General features: G+C 62.1%; 23 protein-coding genes. 4 read left to right on the top strand and 19 right to left on the bottom strand.

Annotated elements, in window-relative coordinates; translation table 11 throughout:
- The first annotated feature begins 34 nt into the window (after positions 1–34).
- Positions 35–424 carry a DUF3301 domain-containing protein gene (locus ACFZCE_RS08050; RefSeq protein ID WP_390937777.1) on the top strand — a complete coding sequence of 130 codons (390 nt, stop codon included), beginning with the start codon at positions 35–37 and terminating at the stop codon, positions 422–424.
- A gap of 5 nt (positions 425–429) precedes the next feature.
- Here ACFZCE_RS08050 and ACFZCE_RS08045 read toward each other — a convergent pair whose 3' ends face one another.
- Positions 430–1,377, bottom strand: coding sequence for a GTP-binding protein (locus ACFZCE_RS08045; RefSeq protein WP_390937775.1), 948 nt, complete (start codon positions 1,375–1,377; stop codon positions 430–432).
- Positions 1,378–1,394: 17 nt separating this feature from the next.
- Here ACFZCE_RS08045 and ACFZCE_RS08040 point away from each other — a divergent pair, with 17 nt between their 5' ends.
- Positions 1,395–1,751 (top strand): NADH:ubiquinone oxidoreductase, encoded by a 357-nt coding sequence (locus ACFZCE_RS08040; RefSeq protein WP_390937773.1) that lies wholly within the window; start codon positions 1,395–1,397, stop codon positions 1,749–1,751.
- Here ACFZCE_RS08040 and zigA read toward each other — a convergent pair whose 3' ends face one another.
- Together zigA and ACFZCE_RS08030 are read right to left on the bottom strand one after the other, a co-directional pair.
- A complete protein-coding gene (gene zigA / locus ACFZCE_RS08035) occupies positions 1,752–2,951 on the bottom strand; it encodes a zinc metallochaperone GTPase ZigA (protein WP_390937771.1) in 1,200 nt (399 codons plus the stop codon).
- Between the two features lie 86 nt (positions 2,952–3,037).
- Positions 3,038–3,559 (bottom strand): DUF3617 family protein, encoded by a 522-nt coding sequence (locus ACFZCE_RS08030; protein WP_390937770.1) that lies wholly within the window; start codon positions 3,557–3,559, stop codon positions 3,038–3,040.
- Between the two features lie 131 nt (positions 3,560–3,690).
- Here ACFZCE_RS08030 and cls point away from each other — a divergent pair, with 131 nt between their 5' ends.
- Together cls and ACFZCE_RS08020 are read left to right on the top strand one after the other, a co-directional pair.
- Positions 3,691–5,130 carry a cardiolipin synthase gene (cls, locus tag ACFZCE_RS08025; protein WP_390937768.1) on the top strand — a complete coding sequence of 480 codons (1,440 nt, stop codon included), beginning with the start codon at positions 3,691–3,693 and terminating at the stop codon, positions 5,128–5,130.
- Positions 5,131–5,287: 157 nt separating this feature from the next.
- Positions 5,288–5,539 carry a hypothetical protein gene (locus ACFZCE_RS08020; RefSeq protein WP_390937766.1) on the top strand — a complete coding sequence of 84 codons (252 nt, stop codon included), beginning with the start codon at positions 5,288–5,290 and terminating at the stop codon, positions 5,537–5,539.
- 15 nt (positions 5,540–5,554) lie between these two features.
- On the opposite strand, the gene glmS is transcribed toward ACFZCE_RS08020, so the two are convergent.
- The 16 genes from glmS to mnmG form a co-directional block, all read right to left on the bottom strand.
- Entirely contained in the window at positions 5,555–7,390 is a 1,836-nt protein-coding gene (gene glmS, locus ACFZCE_RS08015) for a glutamine--fructose-6-phosphate transaminase (isomerizing) (RefSeq protein ID WP_390937764.1), read from the bottom strand.
- 2 nt (positions 7,391–7,392) lie between these two features.
- Positions 7,393–8,169, bottom strand: a complete 777-nt coding sequence (locus ACFZCE_RS08010) for a DeoR family transcriptional regulator (RefSeq protein WP_390937762.1) — start codon at positions 8,167–8,169, stop codon at positions 7,393–7,395.
- Positions 8,170–8,302: 133 nt separating this feature from the next.
- The gene (gene glmU / locus ACFZCE_RS08005) at positions 8,303–9,670 is read right to left on the bottom strand and encodes a bifunctional UDP-N-acetylglucosamine diphosphorylase/glucosamine-1-phosphate N-acetyltransferase GlmU (protein ID WP_390937760.1); all 1,368 of its coding nucleotides are present in this window, start codon (positions 9,668–9,670) and stop codon (positions 8,303–8,305) included.
- 99 nt (positions 9,671–9,769) lie between these two features.
- Entirely contained in the window at positions 9,770–10,195 is a 426-nt protein-coding gene (locus ACFZCE_RS08000; RefSeq protein WP_390937758.1) for a F0F1 ATP synthase subunit epsilon, read from the bottom strand.
- A gap of 44 nt (positions 10,196–10,239) precedes the next feature.
- A complete protein-coding gene (atpD, locus tag ACFZCE_RS07995; RefSeq protein ID WP_390937756.1) occupies positions 10,240–11,616 on the bottom strand; it encodes a F0F1 ATP synthase subunit beta in 1,377 nt (458 codons plus the stop codon).
- 27 nt (positions 11,617–11,643) lie between these two features.
- The gene (atpG, locus tag ACFZCE_RS07990; protein WP_390937754.1) at positions 11,644–12,504 is read right to left on the bottom strand and encodes a F0F1 ATP synthase subunit gamma; all 861 of its coding nucleotides are present in this window, start codon (positions 12,502–12,504) and stop codon (positions 11,644–11,646) included.
- A 47-nt stretch (positions 12,505–12,551) separates the two neighbouring features.
- Positions 12,552–14,096, bottom strand: a complete 1,545-nt coding sequence (gene atpA / locus ACFZCE_RS07985; RefSeq protein WP_390937752.1) for a F0F1 ATP synthase subunit alpha — start codon at positions 14,094–14,096, stop codon at positions 12,552–12,554.
- Between the two features lie 21 nt (positions 14,097–14,117).
- Positions 14,118–14,654 carry a F0F1 ATP synthase subunit delta gene (locus tag ACFZCE_RS07980; protein WP_390937750.1) on the bottom strand — a complete coding sequence of 179 codons (537 nt, stop codon included), beginning with the start codon at positions 14,652–14,654 and terminating at the stop codon, positions 14,118–14,120.
- A gap of 12 nt (positions 14,655–14,666) precedes the next feature.
- Positions 14,667–15,137: a F0F1 ATP synthase subunit B gene (locus ACFZCE_RS07975; RefSeq protein ID WP_390937748.1), complete on the bottom strand. Its 471-nt coding sequence runs from the start codon at positions 15,135–15,137 to the stop codon at positions 14,667–14,669.
- 56 nt (positions 15,138–15,193) lie between these two features.
- Positions 15,194–15,451 carry a F0F1 ATP synthase subunit C gene (atpE, locus tag ACFZCE_RS07970; protein ID WP_003097235.1) on the bottom strand — a complete coding sequence of 86 codons (258 nt, stop codon included), beginning with the start codon at positions 15,449–15,451 and terminating at the stop codon, positions 15,194–15,196.
- A 154-nt stretch (positions 15,452–15,605) separates the two neighbouring features.
- Entirely contained in the window at positions 15,606–16,475 is an 870-nt protein-coding gene (atpB, locus tag ACFZCE_RS07965) for a F0F1 ATP synthase subunit A (protein ID WP_390937743.1), read from the bottom strand.
- A gap of 16 nt (positions 16,476–16,491) precedes the next feature.
- On the bottom strand, positions 16,492–16,899 hold the full coding sequence (locus ACFZCE_RS07960) for a F0F1 ATP synthase subunit I (protein WP_390937741.1): 408 nt from the start codon (positions 16,897–16,899) through the stop codon (positions 16,492–16,494).
- A 148-nt stretch (positions 16,900–17,047) separates the two neighbouring features.
- Positions 17,048–17,920 carry a ParB/RepB/Spo0J family partition protein gene (locus ACFZCE_RS07955; RefSeq protein WP_390937739.1) on the bottom strand — a complete coding sequence of 291 codons (873 nt, stop codon included), beginning with the start codon at positions 17,918–17,920 and terminating at the stop codon, positions 17,048–17,050.
- Between the two features lie 9 nt (positions 17,921–17,929).
- On the bottom strand, positions 17,930–18,721 hold the full coding sequence (locus ACFZCE_RS07950) for an AAA family ATPase (RefSeq protein WP_390937737.1): 792 nt from the start codon (positions 18,719–18,721) through the stop codon (positions 17,930–17,932).
- Between the two features lie 18 nt (positions 18,722–18,739).
- Positions 18,740–19,387, bottom strand: a complete 648-nt coding sequence (rsmG, locus tag ACFZCE_RS07945) for a 16S rRNA (guanine(527)-N(7))-methyltransferase RsmG (RefSeq protein ID WP_390937735.1) — start codon at positions 19,385–19,387, stop codon at positions 18,740–18,742.
- The gene (gene mnmG / locus ACFZCE_RS07940; protein ID WP_390937733.1) at positions 19,384–21,276 is read right to left on the bottom strand and encodes a tRNA uridine-5-carboxymethylaminomethyl(34) synthesis enzyme MnmG; all 1,893 of its coding nucleotides are present in this window, start codon (positions 21,274–21,276) and stop codon (positions 19,384–19,386) included. The genes rsmG and mnmG overlap by 4 nt, the downstream gene beginning before the upstream one ends.
- Positions 21,277–21,399 lie beyond the last annotated feature (123 nt).

Below are 21,399 nucleotides of genomic sequence, written 5' to 3'. Positions count from 1 at the left end.
GTAAGCTGATCGCGTCCTGTTGGAGCATTCCTAGATGTTGACCCTCGAGAATCTGTTGGTGCTGATGCTGTTCGCCACCTGCGCCGCCTGGCTCTGGCACAACCATGGCTTGAGGGAAAAGGCCCTGGCGCGGGTGAAGGCCCACTGCGCGCAGCTTGACCTGGAACTGCTCGATGAGGCCGTGGCGTTCAAACGCCTTGCCTTCGTGCGCGACGCCAAGGGCACGCGGCGCCTGGCGCGCATCTACAATTTCGAGTTCACCGTGACCGGCGAGCAACGCCACCCGGGCACCATCACCCAGTTCGGCGCCCATTCGGCGCAGATCGAGCTCGCGCCCTACCCGTTCGAGATCAAGAAACAACCCACGGCGGAGATCATCGAACTCAGCCAGTGGCGCCAGGACCATAAAAAGCGCCAGCCCTAAGGGCCCTACACCCTCGCTGCCGCTACCGCCGCCTCCAGTGCCTCACGCGGCTGCGCCGTGGCGAAGATCAGCTCCAGCCGGCTATCCCGCGACCACTGCGAGGGGTTCCAGATCACCTCTGTGGGTAACTTCGCGTTCAGCGCCATAAAACCCGCCGAGGTGTGGATAACCGCTTTGGCCCGCAGCCATGGCCAGCGCGCCAGCTCAGCAGCCAGCGCTTGAAGGTCAAAGCGCGTGGCTGCGGGCCAGCGCCAGCCGATAGACCAATGCTCGCCCTGCTCACCGGCGACCACGCTGGCGGCCTGGGGTACGGCAGCCGGCCACTCAAGGGTTGGCGGCAGCGCAGAGGTTTTATCCACAAGCGGCGCCATTGCCACCGGTACCGCTGCCAATGGCAACTGGCCGAAATCCACAGCCCGCACCGCCCTGCCCTGCCAATGCTCGAGCAGCGCCTGCAGCTGCGCCGGGTGCGCACTGCCCGCCTTGTTGATAACTATCAAGCCAGCCGCGGCGTAGGCCTCCTCCAGCGCCGGGTGCAGGCCCACCGGCGCGGTGGCTTCGGCCACCATCAGCAGCGGTTGCACCTGCAACACCCCTTCCCAGGGCGGCGAGCGCAGCTGCTTCAGCAGTGGCAGCGGGTGCCCAAGCCCCGAAGCTTCGATGAACAAGCGCTGCGGCCGCGCCTTGCGCAGCAGGCGCGCCAGCCCTACCTGAAACGGCGCGCCGTTGACGCAACACACGCAACCGCCAGCCACTTCGCCAATTGCGATACCATCATCGGCCGTGGCCATCAGGGCAGCGTCCAAGCCTACCTGGCCAAACTCGTTGACCAGCACCGCCCAGCGCTCGCCAGCGGGGCGTTGCCCCAGCAAGTGCCGCACCAGGCTGGTTTTGCCGGCACCCAACGGCCCGGCGATCAAGTGCGTGGTGATGTGGGTCAGTTTTTCGTTCAAGAGAGGTATCGCGAACAATGAAGGGGTTGTCGATCATCTGGCTGGCGCTGTTCAGCACATCATGCTGGGCCCAGGCCTGTATTGTCCACAGCACGGCAGACCGGCTGGACGTGAAGGTCTGCCAGGAAAACCGCAACATCCCCAACGAGTTGTTCAGCAATGGCTTCTGCCAGCCCACCCTGAAAGGGCAGAAAGTCACTGTCGCCTACGCCGAGCACTGCCCCACCGGGGCTTTCGGCGTGTGCAGCAACGCCCATGTGGATAACATGCCGTACCGGCAAGACATCCACTATTACGGGGTGGCCAGCGACCAGCGCTTTCTGCAGCCCTTTTGCGAGCAAAAAAGCCAAGGGGTGTGGATAAAACAGCCGTGATCAGTGCCAGGCCCCGAACGGGTCGGCCTCGGCCTGCCAGCTTGCCGCCGGGCGCGCCCATTCTTCGTCGCTGAGCAGGCATTCATCCAACGCGCTGTGGAGTTTATCCACATCCAGGTGCTGGCCGATGAACACCAGTTCCTGCCGGCAATCGCCAACCTGTTCATCCCACTTCTGCGCGATGGCTTGGCGCTCTTCTTTATCCACAGGCCAGTGCTGGGCCGGCACATAGCGCCACCAGTGCCCCGCCCCGCCAAACTGCCCGGTGCCCCCGGCCTGGGACCAACTACCGGCTTCTTTCATCCGGCTGGCCACCCAGAAGTAGCCCTTGGAACGCAGCAGTTTGCCGTGGGCCCACGGCCGGTTGAGAAACTCAAAAAACCGCTGTGGATGAAACGGCCGCCGCGCCTGGTAGGTTGTGGATGAAATTCCATACTCATCGCTTTCGCTGCTGTGCTCGCCGCGCATCACCTGCAACCAACCCGGGGCCTGCGAGGCCCGCTCAAAATCGAACAAGCCGGTGGCCAGCACTCGCTCGAGCGGCACCTGGCCCATCACCGCGGGCACCACCTGGGCGTGGGCGTTCAAGCGCCGCAGCACCGCCAGCAACGCCTCGCGCTCGCTGCTGCTGACCAGGTCGATCTTGTTCAGCACGATCACATCGGCGAACTCCACCTGTTCAATCAACAGGTCACTGACGCTACGCTCGTCTTCCTCGCCCAGGCTTTCGCTGGAGGCATCGTTGAGCGCCTCGGCGGCTTCGTAGTCCTTCATGAAGTTGAGCGCATCCACCACGGTGACCAGCGTGTCCAGCCGCGCGCGGTCAGCCAGGCTGCGGCCCAGTTCATCGCGGAAGGTAAAGGTTTCGGCCACCGGCATCGGCTCGGAAATCCCGGTCGACTCGATGATCAGGTAGTCAAAGCGGCCTTCGTCGGCCAAGCGCGCCACTTCGAGCAGCAAGTCTTCGCGCAGGGTGCAGCAGATGCAGCCGTTGCTCATTTCCACGAGCTTTTCTTCGGCGCGGTTCAGCGTCACCCCTTGCTGCACGCCCTGGCCGTCAATGTTGATCTGGCTCATGTCATTGACGATCAGGGCGACCCGCAGGCCTTCACGGTTACGCAGGATGTGGTTAAGCAGCGTCGTTTTGCCGGCGCCGAGGAAGCCCGACAACACAGTCACGGGCAAACGTTGGTCTGACATAGCTCAGCCCTCGAATCAGGAACACGGGGCGAGCATCATAGCAATAATGTTATGTTATAACACTATTGTTTGTTTCACGTGGAACATCAGCTGCGTGGTTTCACCGTGCCGCAGTTTGCCCCTAGCCACACGGCACGGGTGTTCATGCTGCCACGCTGGGTGGTGCCCGACGCGTTGAAGGTCCCGGCCACCGTGGTGGTGAACTCCCGGTCGCTGAGGAAACGCGCCTCACCGGCGCCTTGCGCTTTCGGGCAGCTGAAGCGGAATTTCCATACATTGCCGTTGCGCTCGGTAATCTGCTGGGTACAGCCGGATTTCGGGTCTTGCAGGGGGATGTCGTTGCTTTTCACCTGCTCGGGGGTCAGGCAGGATCGGATGCCATTGCCGCCCAAGGTGATGCCCTGGTTGGCCAAGGTCTGCTCCATCATCGCACGCTGCTCCGGCGCGAGGTTCTTCAACTGCCCCAGCATGAATTGCATGTCTGGCATTTGCTGGCCTTCGACCTGCATGTTGCTGGTGGTCAGCTCCCACAGGCCCGGTTGCAGCATCTGGCCATGGGCAATGGGCGCCAGCAATAGAAGGGATAAAAACGTGGCAGACGAGCGCATTAAGGTGCCTCCAGGTGGTCATCAAGCGCTTTGACAGAATCCGTTACGATACGTTGCGCCTGGCACTGGATGCCACTCCTTAACACCGCTATGGTCCAAGCACATGAATGCTGCTGACCGCTTAGGAAGATATGGATTATCACAGCCCCCTGTTTTTCGGCTACGTGCTCGGGTTCATCCACCTGTTGGGCTTTGGTGCCGCCATCCACGCACTGTTCAATGTACGCACCTCACAAGGCGCGATCGCCTGGGGCATGTCATTGCTGTTCGTGCCTTACCTCACGCTGATCCCTTACCTGATTTTCGGCAGCAGTTCGTTCGAGGCGTACATCCGCGCCCGGCGCCAAGCGAACCGGGAAATGCACACGGCGATTGCCGACCTCAACTGGCGCCCCTGGGTCGAGGAGGCGATTGCCGCCAAGGCTTCGGCGTCTTACGGTGCGCTGCGGGCGATGCGCAAGCTGGGGCGCATGCCGTGCCTGGCCAACAACAAGGTCGGGCTGTTGGTGAACGGCGAGGCTACCTTCAACGAAATCCTCAGCGCCATCCGCGCCGCGCGCAAGGTGGTGCTGGTGCAGTTCTTCATCATCCATGACGACCTGATCGGCCGCCGCCTGCAGGCCTGCCTGATGGAAAAGGCCGCCGAAGGGGTAGACGTCTACGTACTGTATGACCGCGTCGGCAGCCACGCGCTGCCGCAAAGCTACACCGGTGCCCTGGAACGCGCCGGCGTGCACGTGAAGGCGTTTGCCACACGCAAGGGGCTGATCAACCGCTTTCAGGTCAACTTCCGTAACCACCGCAAGATCGTGGTGGTCGACGGTGAAAAGGGCTTTATCGGCGGCCACAACGTCGGCGATGAATACCTGGGGGACGACCCGCGGCTTTCACCTTGGCGTGATACGCATATCTGGATTGTCGGGCCAGTGGTGGCCAACCTGCAGGAATCGTTCGCGGAAGACTGGTACTGGGCCGCGCGCAAGCTGCCACCGTTGCTGCTGCCCGAAGAGTACCCAGACGACGGCGTGCTCTGCCAATTGCTGGCCACCGGCCCTGCGGACCCGAACGAAACCTGCGCGCTGTTCTTCCTCGAAGCTATCCACAGCGCCCAGCAGCGGGTGTGGATCACCAGCCCGTATTTCATACCTGATGAAGCCGTGCTTGCCGCGCTGCGCCTGGCGGTATTGCGCGGGGTCGAGGTGCGCATCCTGTTGCCGTCCCGGCCCGACCACAAGATCGTCTACGCGGCTTCCAGCCTGTACGCCTTCGAAGCCGTGCGCGCGGGCGTCCGGGTGTTCCGCTACACACCAGGGTTCCTCCACCAGAAGGTGGTATTGGTGGATAGCGCCATCAGCGCGATCGGCAGCGCCAACATGGACAACCGTTCGTTCCGCCTCAACTTCGAAGTCATGCTGCTGACCGTCGACGAGGCCTTTGCCCAGGACGTCGAGGCCATGCTGGAAGCGGACTTTGCCCAGGCGCGCGAGATCACCGCGCAAGACAGCGAGTCGACCCACCGCTTGCAGCGGCTGGGTATGCGCGTGGCGCGGTTGATTTCGCCGATTCTGTAGGCTGGGCTTAAAAGATGAGGGCTTTTCCTACAAGGGATGCAGAATCGTCTGGCATCCACCGGCCGGCTACGGGGGTTTAATCCAGCTTCTCTTTCACAGGTGACCCCCGATGCGTAAACACAGCCTCTTTCCTGCCCCGCCCTCTGGCCATGGTGACATGGCCATCGAGAGCTGCCTGTCGATCAATACGCCCAGTGCCCAGGTCGGGCTGCTGAACCTGCTGGAAATCACCGAGCACAGCATCTGCCAGGAGGACGACGAAATACTCCACACGCTGGTATTCCGCAGCGGCAAACGGTTGCGCATTCACAGTGACGGCCAGGTAGTCACGGTGATTGGCCGGCGGATTGCCTTCCACCCTAGTGAGATCTACCCGTACAACACGTTGCTGGGTGAACCGGGGGCATAACACGCCCCCGCTGGGTTACTCCACGGTCACCGACTTCGCCAGGTTGCGCGGCTGGTCGACGTCAGTGCCCTTGAGCACCGCCACGTAGTAACTCAGCAGCTGCAGCGGCAAGGTATACAGCACCGGCGCCAAAGCGTCGTGAATGTGCGGCATGGCCACCACCGTGGTGCCCTCGCCGTCGCTGAGCTGGGCTTCGGCGTCGGCGAACACCACCAGTTCGCCGCCGCGGGCGCGCACTTCCTGCAGGTTCGACTTGAGCTTTTCCAACAGGGCGTTGTTGGGCGCCACGGTGACCACCGGCATGTCGGCGTCGACCAAGGCGAGCGGGCCGTGCTTCAGTTCTCCCGCTGGGTAGGCCTCAGCATGGATGTAGGAGATTTCCTTGAGCTTGAGCGCACCTTCCATGGCCACCGGGAACTGCGCGCCGCGCCCGAGGAACAGGGTGTGGTGCTTCTCGGCGAACAGCTGCGCGACTTGTTCCACGGTGGTGTCCATCGCCAGGGCTTCGCCCAGGCGTACCGGCAGGCGCCGCAGCTCTTCCACCAGTTCCGCTTCCAGGCCATCGGCCAGGGTACCGCGTACCTGGCCGATGCCTAGGGTGAGGAGCATCAGCGCCACCAGCTGAGTGGTGAAGGCCTTGGTGGAGGCCACGCCAATCTCCGGGCCGGCCTGGGTCAGCAGGGTCAGGTCGGATTCACGCACCAACGAGCTGATGCCCACGTTGCAGATGGCCAGGCTACCGAGGTAGCCGAGGCTTTTGGCGTTGCGCAGCGCGGCCAGGGTGTCGGCGGTTTCCCCCGACTGGGAGATGGTCACGAACAGCGTATCGGGCTGCACCACCACCTTGCGGTAGCGAAACTCCGAGGCCACCTCGACCTGGCAGGGGATGCCCGCCAAGCCCTCGAGCCAGTAGCGAGCAACCATGCCGGCGTGGTAACTGGTGCCGCAGGCCACGATCTGCACATTGCGCACCTTGGCGAACAGCTCGGCGGCCTGGGGCCCGAACGAAGGCACCAACACCTGCTGCTGGCCCAGGCGGCCTTCGAGGGTGCGTTGCACCACCGCCGGCTGCTCGTGAATTTCCTTGAGCATGAAGTGGCGGTACTCGCCTTTGTCCGCCGCTTCCGCGCCTTCGTGATAGCGCACTACCTCGCGCTGCACCGGCTGGCCTTCGTGGTCCCAGATCTGCACCGTGTCACGGGTGATCTCGGCGATGTCGCCTTCTTCCAGGTACATGAAGCGGTCAGTCACCTGGCGCAGGGCCAGCTGGTCAGAGGCAAGGAAGTTTTCGCCCAGGCCCAGGCCGACCACCAGTGGGCTGCCGCTGCGCGCGGCGACCAGGCGATCGGGCTCGCTCAAGCGAATCGCGGCCAGGCCATAAGCACCGTGCAGCTGGCGCACGGTGGCTTTCAATGCGGCGGCAAGGGTGGCGTGTTGTTTCAGCTTGTGGTGCAGCAGGTGGGCGATCACTTCGGTATCGGTTTGCGAGGTGAACACATAACCCAGGCCCTGCAGCTCGGCGCGCAACGGTTCGTGGTTCTCGATGATACCGTTGTGCACCACGGCGATTTCACCGGCGGAAAAGTGCGGGTGGGCGTTGCCTTCAGTGGGCGCGCCATGGGTGGCCCAGCGGGTGTGGGCGATGCCCAGTTGGCCGTTGAGCGGGTTTGCCGCCAGGGAGGCGGCCAGCTCGCTGACCTTGCCCACGCTACGGCAGCGCTCCAACTGGCCTTCACGGGTCAGCAGCGCCACGCCAGCGCTGTCATAGCCGCGGTATTCCAGGCGCTTGAGGCCTTCGATCAGTACGGCAACGACGTTACGTTCGGCGATAGCGCCCACGATTCCACACATGGTCAATTCTCCTGAGTCACGGCTGCGCAAATGAGCGTAACGCCCAGCGCACGAATCTGATCGCGGGCCTCGGGCGCCAGGCGATCATCGGTAATGAGTACATGGACGCTGCTCCAGGGCAGCTCCAGATTGGGGATTTTGCGGCCCACCTTGTCGGCTTCGACCATCACGATCACTTCCCGCGCCACCTCAGCCATCACCCTGGAGAGGCCCAGCAATTCATTGAAAGTGGTGGTACCCCGGGCCAGGTCGATGCCGTCGGCGCCAATGTACAGTTGGTCGAAATCGTAGGAGCGCAGCACCTGCTCGGCCACCTGCCCCTGGAAGGATTCAGAGTGTGGGTCCCAGGTGCCGCCGGTCATCAGCAACATGGGTTCGTGCTCCAACTCGGTCAGCGCGGTGGCCACCTGCAGGGAGTTGGTCATCACCACCAGGCCGGGCTGGCGGCCCAGTTCGGGGATCATCGCGGCGGTAGTGCTACCGCTGTCAATGATGATCCGCGCGTGCTCGCGCAGGCGCGCCACCGCCGCTCGGGCGATGGCTTGCTTGTAGGCCGAGATCTTACTCGGCGCTTCTTCGATCATCTCCCGTGGCACCGGCACCGCCCCGCCATAGCGGCGCAACAGCAGGCCGCTGCTTTCCAGCGCGGCGAGGTCCTTGCGGATGGTCACTTCGGAAGTCTGAAAGGCTTGGGCCAGTTCGTCCACGCTGACCTCGCCCGCCTCGGCGAGGCGTTCGAGAATCTTGTGGCGACGTTGTGGTGTATTCCGTTTCGACATCGTTAAGTTTCGGTTCGAAAATTAATGAATCGAATCAAAACCTATTGGCGGGGATACGTCAAGCGGTGGAGGGCAATTCGCCCAACAAAGCCGGCCCGTGGCAGGCCGGCCGTGCCGGGCGAGGGGCACTGCGTCAGGGCTTAGGCGCTTTCACTGGGCGCTTCCAGCCGTCGACGTTGCGCTGGCGGCCGCGCGCCACGCCCAGTTGGCCTGCGGGCACATCCTGAGTGATGGTCGAGCCGGCGGCGGTGGTGGCACCCGCGCCCAGTACCACCGGCGCCACCAGGGCGCTGTTGGAACCGACGAACACGTCTTCGCCCATGACTGTGCGGTGCTTGTTGGCGCCGTCGTAGTTGCAGGTGATGGTGCCCGCGCCAATGTTGCTGCGCGCGCCGACATCGGCATCGCCCAGGTAGCTGAGGTGGCCGGCCTTGGCGCCTTCGCCCAGCCGCGCGTTCTTCAGTTCGACGAAGTTACCCACATGGGCGCCAGCGCCCAGTTCGCTGCCGGGGCGCAGCCGCGCGAATGGGCCGGCGTCAGCGCCCTCGCCCACTACCGCGCCCTCGAGATGGCTGTTGGCTTTGATCACCGCACCGCGCTTCAGGGTGCTGTCCTTGATCACACAATTCGGGCCGATCTGTACGTCATCCTCGATCACCACCTGGCCCTCGAGGATCACGTTGATGTCGATCAACACGTCGCGGCCGACGCTGACTTCGCCGCGCACGTCGAACCGGGCCGGGTCGCGCAGGGTCACGCCCGCGGCCATCAGGCGCTCGGCTTCCCGTTGCTGGTAGGCGCGCTCCAGGTCCGCCAGTTGCCGGCGGTCGTTGGCGCCCTGCACTTCAGCGGTGCCCTCGGGCTGCTCGGTGGCCACCTCAACGCCATCGGCCACGGCCATGGCGATGATGTCAGTCAGGTAGTACTCGCCCTGGGCGTTGTGGTTCGACAACTGCCCCAGCCACTTGGCCAAGTGCGCACGCGGCACGGCGAGAATGCCTGTATTGCCTTCACGAATCGCCAACTGTTCAGGCGTCGCGTCTTTTTGCTCGACGATCGCCTGCACCACGCCTTCAGCATTGCGGATGATCCGCCCATAGCCGGTGGGGTTGGCCAACTCCACCGTCAACAAGCCGATGCGGTTGGCGGCCACCCGCGCCAGCAGGCGCTGCAGCGTGCCGACCTGAATCAGCGGCACGTCGCCGTAGAGGATCAGCACGGTGTCAGCGGTGAGTGCCGCCAGCGCCTGCGCCACCGCGTGGCCGGTGCCAAGTTGTTGGGCCTGCAGGGCAAAGCCGATGCCCGGCCCCTCGGCCTGTTGGCGAACCTGGTCAGCGCCGTGGCCGACCACCACATGGATACCCACAGGCGCGAGTTGCTGGGCGCTGTGGATAACATGGCCGAGCATGCTGCGGCCAGCCACGGGGTGCAACACTTTGGGCAGCGCCGAACGCATGCGGGTGCCTTGGCCGGCGGCGAGAATGACGATATCAAGAGACATGGAATCGAGTACCGATCAGGGGCGCGGCGTGCGCGCGCCGGAAAAGAAAAAAGGGTAGCCGAAGCTACCCTTTTGACTCAACGAAGATCCGTAAGAGGATCAGCCGCCGAATTTCTTGCGGATCTGCTGAATGGTGCGAAGCTGAGCAGCGGCTTCGGCCAAGCGCGCGGATGCAGCGCTGTAGTCGAAGTCGGCGCCTTTCTCGTTCAGGGCCTTCTCAGCGGCTTTCACAGCCTCTTGAGCAGACGCCTCATCGAGGTCGGCGGCGCGTTGCACGGTGTCGGCCAAGACCTTCACCATGTTCGGCTGGACTTCGAGGAAACCACCGGAGATGTAGTACACCTCGGCTTCACCACCCTGCTTGATCACGCGGATCGGGCCCGGCTTCAGATCGGTGAGCAACGGTGCGTGGCCTGGGGAAATACCCAGGTCACCCAGGTTACCGTGCGCAATCACCATCTCGACCAGGCCGGAGAAGATTTCCCCTTCCGCGCTGACGATATCGCAATGGACAGTCATAGCCATCTGTTTGCCTCAACCTGAGGGGCGCCCGCGAACGGGCGCCAGGATTACAGTTTCTTGGCCTTCTCGATCGCTTCGTCGATGCTGCCGACCATGTAGAACGCTTGTTCTGGCATGTGATCGAAGTCACCGTTGAGGATGCCTTTGAAGCCTGCGATGGTGTCTTTGAGCGAAACGTATTTGCCCGGTGCACCGGTGAAGACTTCCGCCACGAAGAACGGCTGAGACAGGAAACGCTGGATCTTACGAGCGCGAGATACCAGTTGCTTGTCCTGCTCGGACAGTTCGTCCATACCCAGGATGGCGATGATGTCTTTCAGCTCTTTGTAGCGCTGCAGCACGTACTGAACGCCACGGGCGGTCTCGTAGTGCTCCTGGCCGATCACGTTCGGGTCCAGCTGGCGCGAGGTGGAGTCCAGTGGGTCGACCGCCGGGTAGATACCCAGCGAGGCGATGTCACGGGACAGAACCACGGTGGCGTCCAAGTGGGCGAAGGTGGTCGCTGGCGACGGGTCGGTCAGGTCGTCCGCCGGTACGTAGACCGCCTGGATCGAGGTGATCGAGCCTTCCTTGGTCGAAGTGATGCGCTCTTGCAGCACGCCCATCTCTTCAGCCAGGGTCGGCTGGTAACCCACCGCCGATGGCATACGGCCCAGCAGTGCGGACACTTCGGTACCGGCCAGGGTGTAACGGTAGATGTTGTCGACGAACAGCAGTACGTCGTTACCTTCGTCACGGAATTTCTCGGCCATGGTCAGGCCGGTCAGCGCAACGCGCAGGCGGTTCCCTGGTGGCTCGTTCATCTGGCCGTAAACAAGGGCGACCTTGTCGAGAACGTTGGAGTCCTTCATCTCGTGGTAGAAGTCGTTACCCTCACGAGTACGCTCACCCACACCGGCGAACACGGAATAACCGCTGTGCTCGATGGCGATGTTACGGATCAGTTCCATCATGTTAACGGTCTTGCCGACGCCGGCGCCGCCGAACAGGCCGACTTTACCGCCCTTGGCGAACGGGCAAACCAGGTCGATAACCTTGATGCCGGTTTCCAGCAGGTCGTTGCCGCCTGCCTGGTCCGCGAAGGAAGGCGCGGCGCGGTGAATGCCCCAGCGCTCTTCGGTGTCGATCGGGCCAGCTTCGTCGATCGGGTTGCCCAGCACGTCCATGATACGGCCCAGGGTCGCTTTACCGACCGGTACCGAGATGGCCGCATTGGTGTCGACAACGTCGAGGCCGCGTTTCAGGCCTTCGGTCGAACCCATCGCAATGGTACGCACCACGCCGTCGCCCAGCTGCTGCTGAACTTCCAGGGTGGTTTCAGCGCCTTGTACTTTCAAGGCGTTGTAGATGCTCGGAACGCTGTCACGTGGGAATTCCACGTCGATAACGGCGCCGATGATTTGAACGATACGTCCGCTACTCATAGCTGGATCCTCTGAATATTTGAACCGTTAAACCGCGGCAGCGCCGCCGACGATTTCCGAGATCTCCTGGGTGATCGCAGCCTGACGGGCCTTGTTGTAGATCAATTGCAATTCTTTGATCAACGAACCGGCGTTATCCGTGGCGTTCTTCATAGCGATCATCCGCGCCGCTTGTTCGGCTGCGTTGTTCTCAACCACCGCCTGATACACCTGCGACTCCACGTAACGCACCATCAAGCCGTCGAGCAGCTCCTTGGCGTCGGGTTCGTAGAGGTAGTCCCAGTGGTGCTTGAGTTCTTGATCCGGGGTGGCGACCAAGGGCACGAGCTGTTCGACCGTGGGCTTCTGCACCATGGTGTTCACGAACTTGTTCGAGACCACCGACAACTGGTCGATACGGCCTTCCAGGTAAGCATCGAGCATGACCTTGACGCTACCGATCAGGTCGTTGATCGAAGGCTCTTCACCCAGGTGGCTGATCGCGGCGACCACGTTGCCACCGAAGCTACGGAAGAACGCGGCACCCTTGCTACCCACCACGCACAGGTCGATTTCAACGCCCTTTTCGCGGTTGGCGGCCATGTCCTTGACCAGGGCCTTGAACAGGTTGGTATTCAAGCCACCGCACAGGCCACGGTCACTGCTCACCACGATATAGCCGGCACGCTTGACGGCGCGCTCGATCATGAACGGGTGGCGGTACTCGGGGTTGGCGTTGGCCAGATGACCGATCACCTGGCGGATGCGTTCCGCGTACGGGCGGCTGGCAGCCATGCGCATTTGAGCTTTGCGCATTTTGCTGACGGCCACTTTTTCCATGGCGCTGGTAATTTTTTGCGTGCTTTTTACGCTCGCAATCTTACTGCGTATCTCTTTTGCGCCTGCCATGTATCACCTATCAGGTTAGCAAGCGGGGGCAATGCCCCCGCCGCGGCTTACCAGGTCTGGGTGGCCTTGAACTTCTCGAGGCCGGCTTTGATGCCTGCGTCGATTTCGTCGTTGAAGTCACCCTTCTCGTTGATCTTCGCCAGCAATGCGGCGTGATCACGCTTGAAGTAGGCAATCATGGCCTGCTCGAAGCTACCGACCTTGTCGATGGCGACGTCGGTCAGGAAGCCACGCTCGGCGGCATACAGCGACAGGCCCATTTCAGCAATGGACATTGGCTGGTATTGCTTCTGCTTCATCAGCTCGGTAACGCGCTGGCCGTGCTCGAGTTGCTTGCGGGTCGCTTCGTCGAGGTCGGAAGCGAACTGTGCGAAAGCAGCCAGTTCACGGTATTGCGCCAGGGCGGTACGGATACCACCGGAGAGCTTCTTGATGATCTTGGTCTGGGCAGCACCACCTACACGGGATACCGACACACCGGCGTTGACCGCAGGGCGGATACCGGAGTTGAACATGCCCGATTCCAGGAAGATCTGACCGTCGGTGATGGAAATCACGTTGGTCGGAACGAACGCGGAAACGTCACCGGCCTGGGTTTCGATGATCGGCAGTGCGGTCAAGGAACCGGTTTTGCCAGTCACGGCGCCGTTGGTGAACTTCTCGACGTACTCTTCGGAAACGCGCGATGCACGCTCCAGCAAGCGGGAGTGGAGATAGAACACGTCGCCTGGGTAGGCTTCACGGCCTGGTGGACGGCGCAGCAGCAGGGAGATCTGGCGGTAAGCCACAGCCTGCTTGGACAGATCGTCATAAACGATCAGCGCGTCTTCACCGCGGTCGCGGAAGTACTCGCCCATGGTGCAACCGGAGTACGGTGCCAGGAATTGCAGCGCCGGGGATTCCGAAGCACTGGCAGCCACGATGATCGTGTTGGCCAGGGCGCCGTGCTCTTCCAGCTTGCGTACCACGTTGGCGATGGTCGATTGCTTCTGACCCACTGCCACGTACACGCAGAAAATGCCGCTGTCTTTCTGGTTGATGATCGCGTCGATCGCCATGGCGGTCTTGCCGATCTGGCGGTCACCGATGATCAGCTCGCGCTGGCCACGGCCTACCGGGATCATGGCGTCTACAGCCTTGTAGCCAGTCTGTACAGGCTGGTCTACCGACTTACGCCAGATCACGCCCGGAGCAACTTTCTCGACCGCGTCGGTCTCGGTGTTGTTCAGCGGGCCCTTGCCATCGACAGGGTTACCCAGGGCATCGACCACGCGGCCCAGCAGTTCCTTACCAACCGGAACTTCCAGGATGCGGCCGGTGCACTTGGCGCTCATGCCTTCAGCCAGAGAGGTGTAAGCGCCCAGCACAACGGCACCCACCGAGTCTTGCTCGAGGTTGAGGGCCATGCCGAAGACGCCTTCGGGGAATTCGATCATCTCGCCGTACATGACGTCGGTCAGACCGTGGATCCGCACGATACCGTCAGACACGCTGACGACGGTACCTTCGTTGCGGGCCTGGGAGGCCACATCGAGGTTATCGATGCGCCCCTTGATGATTTCGCTAATTTCGGAAGGATTGAGTTGCTGCATTGCTCTGCTGCCCCTTCAAACTCAAGATTTCAATGCTTCGGCCAGTTGCGCGAGTTTGCCACGCACCGAGCCATCGATTACCAGGTCGCCTGCGCGGATGACCACACCCCCAATGAGGGTGGAATCTTCTGCAGTGTGCAGTCGCACTTCCCGGCCGAGCCGTGCACTGAGAACCTTGGCGAGTTTGTCTTGCTGTTCTTGGTCCAACGCAAAAGCACTGGTCACGTCCACGTCTACGGATTTCTCCTGTTCGGCCTTGTACAGGTCGAACAGGGCCGAAATCTCCGGCAACAGCAGGAGACGTTCGTTTTCCGCGGCCACGTGAATGAAATTCTGTGCCTGGGCATCAAACTGTTCGCCGCACACTTCAATGAAAGCGGCGGCCTTTTCTGCGCTCGTCAGTCGCGGGGCCTTGAGCAAACGCTGCATGGTGTCGTCTTGCGACACTGCCGCGGCCAGGCCGAGCATGGCTGACCAATTGGCCAGTTGCTGATGGGCCTGGGCATGCTCGAAGGCAGCCTTAGCGTAAGGTCGGGCCAACGTGGTCAGTTCTGCCATGATCGCCCTCGCTTAGATCTCTGCGGCCAATTTATTGACCAGATCCGCATGCGCGTTTTGATCGATCGAAGCACCCAGGATTTTCTCGGCACCCGTCACGGCCAGGCTACCCACCTGGGCGCGCAGCGCGTCCTTGACGCTGTTGACTTCCTGCTCGATCTCGGCAGCTGCCTGATGTTTCAGGCGCTCAGCCTCAACGCGGGCCTGGTCGCGAGCTTCCTCGACGATCTGGTTGCCACGTTTCTTGGCCTGCTCGATGATCTCGCTCGCCTGAGCCTTGGCTTCACGCAGTTGCTGACCCACTTTGTCTTGGGCCAACTCCAGGTCGCGTGCAGCACGGCTGGCAGCGTCCAGGCCGTCAGCGATCTTCTTTTGGCGTTCCTGCAGTGCCGTAATGACCGGAGGCCATACGTACTTCATGCAGAACCACACAAAAATCAAGAACGCAACGGACTGGCCTATCAGGGTTGCATTAATATTCACGCCACACCTCTGCTCGTTCTTAGTCCATCACACCAACACACTCGCCACGCGAGTGATTAGCCAGCGATCTGACCAACGAAGGGGTTCGCGAAGGTGAAGAACAGGGCGATACCAACACCGATCATGGTCACGGCGTCGAGCAGACCGGCGACGATGAACATCTTGACTTGCAGCATTGGGACCATTTCTGGCTGGCGAGCTGCGCCTTCCAGGAATTTGCCGCCCAGCAGACCGAAGCCGATTGCAGTACCCAGAGCGCCCAGGCCGATCAGCAGAGCAACAGCGATAGCGGTCAGACCAACTACAGTTTCCATCTTTCCTCCCGACTTTTTACGTCGTATTGGTTAGGTTTTCTTAGGTTTAAAACGGTAAAGCAAAAAGGTTACAGCGCGTGCCTAAGCAGTAGCCGCCGCTGGCACCCCAGCCCCCACCCGAAAGCGGGGGCCTATAAGACGCGCCAGACGAGCCTTAGTGGTTATCTTCGTGGGCCATCGACAGGTAGACGATGGTCAACATCATGAAGATGAACGCTTGCAGCGTGATGATCAGGATGTGGAACACAGCCCACGCCCACTGCAGGACCACGCCCAGGCCGCTGAGCCAGAGCAGGCCGCTGCCGAACATCACAGCGATGAGGATGAACACCAGCTCGCCGGCATACATGTTGCCGAACAGTCGCAGGGCCAGGGATACCGGCTTGGCGATCAGGGTGACGAACTCGAGCAGGAAGTTGACCGGGATCAGGATCGCCTGCACAACCACGTTCTTGCTGCTGAACGGGTGCAGGGTCAGCTCACCGATGAAGCCGCCGATGCCTTTGATCTTGATGCTGTAGATGATGATCAGCGCGAACACCGTCAGGGCCATGCCCAAGGTGGCGTTCGGGTCGGTGGTGGACACCGCGCGGAACGGGATTTCGTGGTCGCCGGTGATTTTGGCGGCCAGTTGCGGAATCCAGTCGACCGGGATCAGGTCGATGGCGTTCATCATGAACACCCAGGCGAAGATCGTCAGCGCCAGCGGGGCGATGACGGCGCTGCGGCCGTGGAAGCTGTCACGCACGCTGGTGTCGACGAACTCGACCAGCACTTCGACGAAGTTCTGCAGGCAGCCAGGCTGCCCGGAGGTCGCCTTGCGCGCCGCCATGCGGAAGATGAAGACAAACAGCAGGCCCAGTGCAACCGACCAGCCCAGGGTGTCTACGTGGAATGCCCAGAAGCCCATTGCCTTGGCCTGCGCGGCATCGTGGGCAAAGCCCCAGGTGCCATCCGCCAGGCGGCCGAAGGTTAGGTTCTGCAAGTGGTGCTGTATATAGCCCGAAGCGGTTTCTGCTGCCATGGTTGCCTCAAACGCCCTAAGGTCTCGAAAATCTTGTTTTCATGAGCAGGGGCGCGAACCAGCTGACCATTTGGGTCAGTAGAAAGCAGCCAAACAACGCCAACGGCGCCAGTGGCTTTACCCCCGCGAACGCCAGTGCAAACAGCACTGCCGTGAGAATCATCTTGCCTGCCTCGCCGGCGTAGAACGACCGGACGATGGCTTGCGCTGCCCTGGCGCCGGTGTACCGAAACGCCTTATAAGCAAAATACAGATTGGGCACCCAAACGATCAGGCCACCCATCAGCCCCGAATAACCGCTGACTTTCCCCTGCCACTGCCAGAGCACGAGTGCCGCCAGCAGTAAAACGATCAATTGCGCCAACAGCACCGGAAAAACCGGCCAACGATGGAAAGGCAGGCGGTTTGGCGTGCGGGTTTCCATCAAGTCGACTCCTGTTGGCCGGCGCACCTTATATCCATGACTTGGCATAAAATGTGCCGACAAAATGCGCGCAGAGTATAGGGGCGGTTCAGCCCCCGTTCAACTGTCAGGTAGGGTTTTCCGACTGGCCGCTACAGGTTCAATTGTTTCAACGAATGTGGGCGAGAACGCCCTGAAGTTCATCCAGCGAATTGTACCGGATAACCAGTTGCCCTTTACCCTTGTTGCCGTGCTTGATCTGCACCGCAGAGCCCAGCCGCTCGGCCAGGCGCTGTTCGAGGCGGGTGATGTCCGGGTCCGCCTTGGGCGGCTCGACAGGCTCCGGTTTGCCGTTCAGCCACTGGCGCACCAAGGCCTCGGTCTGGCGTACGGTGAGGCCGCGTGCGACAACGTGTCGCGCCCCTTCAACCTGTTGATCGTCCGGCAAACCCAACAAGGCGCGGGCATGGCCCATTTCCAGGTCGCCGTGGGAGAGCATGGTCTTGATCACATCCGGCAGCGCGATCAGGCGCATCAGGTTGGCCACCGCCACCCGTGACTTACCCACAGCGTCGGCAACCTGCTGCTGGGTGAGCTGGAATTCCTGCTGCAGGCGCTGCAGGGCGATCGCCTCTTCCACCGGGTTGAGGTCTTCGCGCTGGATGTTCTCGATCAGCGCCATGGCGATCGCGGCTTCGTCCGGCACTTCGCGGACCATCGCCGGGATCGTGTCGAGGCCGGCCTGCTGGCTGGCGCGCCAGCGGCGTTCACCGGCGATGATCTCGAAACGGCCCTGGCCGATCGGGCGCACCACGATGGGTTGCATCACCCCCTGGCCCTTGATGGACTGCGCGAGCTCTTCAAGCGCTTGTGGGTCCATGTCGCGGCGTGGCTGGTACTTGCCGCGCTGGATGAGGTCCAGCGGCAGGTGCTGCAGCTCGCGCTGGTCGGCCTGGGTGGCTTGTTCTTCCATCACGCTGGCGGTGGGGCCACTGAGCAGCGCATCCAGCCCGCGACCGAGCCCTCGTTTCTTGACGGCCATTGCTGCTCCTTAGATTGCGGTAGCGGTGCGGGTTTTGCGGCGCTGGCGGCGGACCAGCTCACCGGCCAGCTCCAGGTAGGCCTGGGCGCCCCGTGATTGCTTGTCGTACGCCAGGGCCGGCATGCCGAAGCTCGGCGCCTCGGCCAGGCGCACGTTGCGCGGGATCACCGTGTCGTAGAGCTGGTCGCCGAAGTGTTCCTTCAACTGCGCGGACACGTCGTTGATCAAGCTCAGGCGTGGGTCGTACATGGTGCGCAGCAAGCCTTCGATCTTCAGCTCAGGGTTGAGCAAGGTACCGATGCGCTTGATGTTATCCACAAGGTCGCTGAGCCCCTCGAGGGCGAAGTACTCGCACTGCATGGGGATAATCACCCCATCGGCGGCCACCAGCGCGTTGAGGGTCAGCATCGACAGCGACGGCGGGCAGTCGATCAGGATGAAGTCGTAGTTCTCCCGCACCGGCGCCAGGGCGGTGCGCAGGCGGCTCTCTTTCATCTGCATTTCGAGCAGCACCACTTCGGCGGCGGTGAGGTCGCGGTTGGCAGGCAACAACTGGTAACCGCCATGTTCGGAAAAGTGCATGGCCTGGGCCAGGTCGCACTCACCGATGAGCAGGTCGTACACGGAGTTTTCCAGCCCGTGCTTGTCGATCCCGCTGCCCATGGTCGCGTTGCCCTGGGGGTCGAGGTCGATCAGCAGCACACGCCGCTTGGTGGCCACCAGGGAAGCCGCGAGGTTGATGCAGGTGGTCGTCTTGCCCACGCCGCCTTTCTGGTTCGCGATCGCGAATACCTTAGCCATTGTTGCCTGTGTTCCCTTTCACGCCGTGCGGCGCAGTATCAGTAGATGGCGCTGGCCTTGGCAACCGGGTACGGCCAAGGCGTGCGCCTCTTGCAGAGTGAAGTCAGCCGGTAATGCTACCAGTTCGTCGGCAGGATGCAGGCCTTTCATCGCCAGCCAGCGGGTATTCACATCACCCAGGTGGCGCGTCCAGTTGGCGAAATCCTCGAGGCTGCTGAAGGCACGGGAGATGATACCGGCATAGGGCTGCGCCGGCACGTGTTGTTCCACCCGGCTGTGGACAACTTGCAGGTTGGCCAGCCCGAGTTCCAGTTTGACCTGGGTCTGGAAGCGGGTTTTCTTGCCGTTGCTGTCGAGGGTGGTCACGCTTTTGCCCGGGAACATGATCGCCAGCGGGATGCCCGGCATGCCGCCGCCGCTGCCGACGTCGAGCCAGCGCTGTTCATCACCGATGTGCGGCAACACGCTGAGGCTGTCGAGCAGGTGCCGCGAAACCATTTCATCGGGGTTGCGCACCGCGGTGAGGTTGTAGGCCTTGTTCCATTTTATCAACAGGGCCAGGTAGGCCAGCAGTTGCTCGGCCTGGCGCTCGGTCAAATCGATACCCAACGCGCGGGCACCTGTGGACAACTCTTCAGCGTGTTGCGGGGTGACAACGGAATTCAAGCGCTTTGCTCCAGGTCGCGGCCGGCGCTGCGTTTTTTCAGGTGGATCAACAACAGGCTGACCGCGGCTGGGGTCACCCCAGGAATGCGCGAGGCCTGGCCGAGGGTTTCCGGCCGGGCATTGGCCAGCTTGCCCTGGATTTCCTTCGACAGCCCAGAGATACCCACATAGTCGATGTCCGCCGGCAGGCGGGTGTTCTCGCTGGCGCGCAGGCGCTCGATTTCATCCTGCTGGCGGTCGATGTAACCGGCGTATTTGGTGCGGATTTCGATCTGCTCGGCAACCTGTGGGTCGATCTCCACCCCGCCGGTGATCTGCATCAGCCCGGCGTAGTCGATTTCCGGGCGGCTGAGCAGGTTGAGCAGGTTGTACTCATGGGCCAGCGGGGTACCGAATTGCTCGGCGACCGCCGCCCCGGTGGCGGTACCCGGGCGTACCCAGGTGCTGCGCAGGCGTTGTTCTTCGCGTTCGATGCCTTCGCGCTTGGCTTCGAAAGCCGCCCAGCGTTGGTCGTCGATCAACCCCAGCTCGCGGCCTTTTTCGGTCAGGCGCAGGTCGGCGTTGTCTTCGCGCAGGATCAACCGGTACTCGGCGCGCGAGGTGAACATGCGGTACGGCTCCTGGGTACCCAGGGTAATCAGGTCGTCGATCATCACCCCGATGTACGCCTCGTCACGCCGTGGGCACCAGGCCTCGCGGCCCTGTGCGCGCAGCGCGGCGTTGGCGCCGGCGAGCAAACCCTGGGCGCCGGCCTCTTCGTAGCCAGTGGTACCGTTGATCTGCCCGGCGAAGTACAAGCCGTCGATCGCTTTGGTTTCGAGGCTGTACTTCAGGTCGCGAGGGTCGAAGTAGTCGTATTCGATGGCATAGCCGGGGCGCATGATGTGGGCGTTTTCCATGCCGCGGATCGACCGCACCACCTGCAACTGCACATCGAACGGCAGCGAGGTGGAGATACCGTTGGGGTACAGCTCATGGGTGGTCAGGCCTTCCGGCTCGATGAACACCTGGTGGCTTTCCTTGTCGGCGAAGCGGTGGATCTTGTCTTCGATCGACGGGCAATAACGCGGGCCGACGCCTTCGATCACGCCCGAATACATCGGCGAGCGGTCGAGGTTGGCGGCGATGATTTCATGGGTGCGGGCGTTGGTGTGGGTAATCCAGCAACTGACCTGCCGCGGGTGCATCGCCTGGTTGCCCATGAACGACATCACCGGGATCGGCGTGTCGCCTGGCTGCTCGGCCATTACCGAGAAATCCACAGACTTGCCGTCGATGCGCGGCGGGGTACCGGTTTTCAACCGGCCTACCCGCAATGGCAGCTCGCGCAGCCGGTGCGCCAGGGAGATTGCCGGCGGGTCACCGGCGCGGCCGCCGGAATAATTCTGCAGGCCGATGTGGATAAGCCCGCCGAGGAAGGTGCCGGTGGTCAGTACCACGGCATCGGCCATGAAACGCAGGCCCATCTGGGTAACCACACCCTTGGCTTGGCCCTGTTCGACGATCAGGTCGTCGCAGGCCTGCTGGAATATCCACAGGTTGGGCTGGTTTTCGAGAATTTCGCGGATTGCCGCCTTGTACAGCACGCGGTCGGCCTGTGCACGGGTGGCGCGCACGGCAGGGCCTTTGCGGTTGTTCAACACGCGGAACTGAATACCACCTTTGTCGGTGGCCAGCGCCATGGCACCGCCGAGGGCGTCGATTTCCTTGACCAGATGGCTTTTACCGATACCGCCAATGGCGGGGTTGCAGCTCATCTGCCCCAGCGTTTCCACGTTGTGGGTAAGCAGCAGGGTTTTCACGCCCATGCGTGCTGACGCCAGGGCGGCCTCGGTACCGGCATGGCCGCCGCCGATGACGATCACCTGAAAACGGGAAGGGAAATCCACCACGCACCTCGTGCCTGTTATCGATGGGTAATTGGGATAGCTGCGCAGTATAGGGAAAGCAGGCCGTGCTTTGAAGCGTTTGACCAAAAAATAGCCAGCTGTGCATAAGCGCCGATCAAAAGA

Origin of the sequence: Pseudomonas sp. NPDC007930 (genome assembly GCF_042958985.1) — a bacterium.
Taxonomy (GTDB): Bacteria; Pseudomonadota; Gammaproteobacteria; order Pseudomonadales; family Pseudomonadaceae; genus Aquipseudomonas.
The sequence above is the reverse complement of the archived record's forward strand: the minus strand, read 5'-3'. Positions and strand labels throughout refer to the sequence as shown.

Coding starts and splice junctions, on each gene's coding strand:
- ACFZCE_RS08050 (WP_390937777.1), top strand. CDS start 35: ATGTTGACCCTCGAGAATCTGTTGGTGCTGATGCTGTTCGCCACCTGC.
- ACFZCE_RS08040 (WP_390937773.1), top strand. CDS start 1,395: ATGAAGGGGTTGTCGATCATCTGGCTGGCGCTGTTCAGCACATCATGC.
- zigA (WP_390937771.1), bottom strand. CDS start 2,951: ATGTCAGACCAACGTTTGCCCGTGACTGTGTTGTCGGGCTTCCTCGGC.
- ACFZCE_RS08030 (WP_390937770.1), bottom strand. CDS start 3,559: ATGCGCTCGTCTGCCACGTTTTTATCCCTTCTATTGCTGGCGCCCATT.
- cls (WP_390937768.1), top strand. CDS start 3,691: ATGGATTATCACAGCCCCCTGTTTTTCGGCTACGTGCTCGGGTTCATC.
- ACFZCE_RS08020 (WP_390937766.1), top strand. CDS start 5,288: ATGGCCATCGAGAGCTGCCTGTCGATCAATACGCCCAGTGCCCAGGTC.
- glmS (WP_390937764.1), bottom strand. CDS start 7,390: ATGTGTGGAATCGTGGGCGCTATCGCCGAACGTAACGTCGTTGCCGTA.
- ACFZCE_RS08010 (WP_390937762.1), bottom strand. CDS start 8,169: ATGTCGAAACGGAATACACCACAACGTCGCCACAAGATTCTCGAACGC.
- glmU (WP_390937760.1), bottom strand. CDS start 9,670: ATGTCTCTTGATATCGTCATTCTCGCCGCCGGCCAAGGCACCCGCATG.
- ACFZCE_RS08000 (WP_390937758.1), bottom strand. CDS start 10,195: ATGGCTATGACTGTCCATTGCGATATCGTCAGCGCGGAAGGGGAAATC.
- atpD (WP_390937756.1), bottom strand. CDS start 11,616: ATGAGTAGCGGACGTATCGTTCAAATCATCGGCGCCGTTATCGACGTG.
- atpG (WP_390937754.1), bottom strand. CDS start 12,504: ATGGCAGGCGCAAAAGAGATACGCAGTAAGATTGCGAGCGTAAAAAGC.
- atpA (WP_390937752.1), bottom strand. CDS start 14,096: ATGCAGCAACTCAATCCTTCCGAAATTAGCGAAATCATCAAGGGGCGC.
- ACFZCE_RS07980 (WP_390937750.1), bottom strand. CDS start 14,654: ATGGCAGAACTGACCACGTTGGCCCGACCTTACGCTAAGGCTGCCTTC.
- atpE (WP_003097235.1), bottom strand. CDS start 15,451: ATGGAAACTGTAGTTGGTCTGACCGCTATCGCTGTTGCTCTGCTGATC.
- atpB (WP_390937743.1), bottom strand. CDS start 16,475: ATGGCAGCAGAAACCGCTTCGGGCTATATACAGCACCACTTGCAGAAC.
- ACFZCE_RS07960 (WP_390937741.1), bottom strand. CDS start 16,899: ATGGAAACCCGCACGCCAAACCGCCTGCCTTTCCATCGTTGGCCGGTT.
- ACFZCE_RS07955 (WP_390937739.1), bottom strand. CDS start 17,920: ATGGCCGTCAAGAAACGAGGGCTCGGTCGCGGGCTGGATGCGCTGCTC.
- ACFZCE_RS07950 (WP_390937737.1), bottom strand. CDS start 18,721: ATGGCTAAGGTATTCGCGATCGCGAACCAGAAAGGCGGCGTGGGCAAG.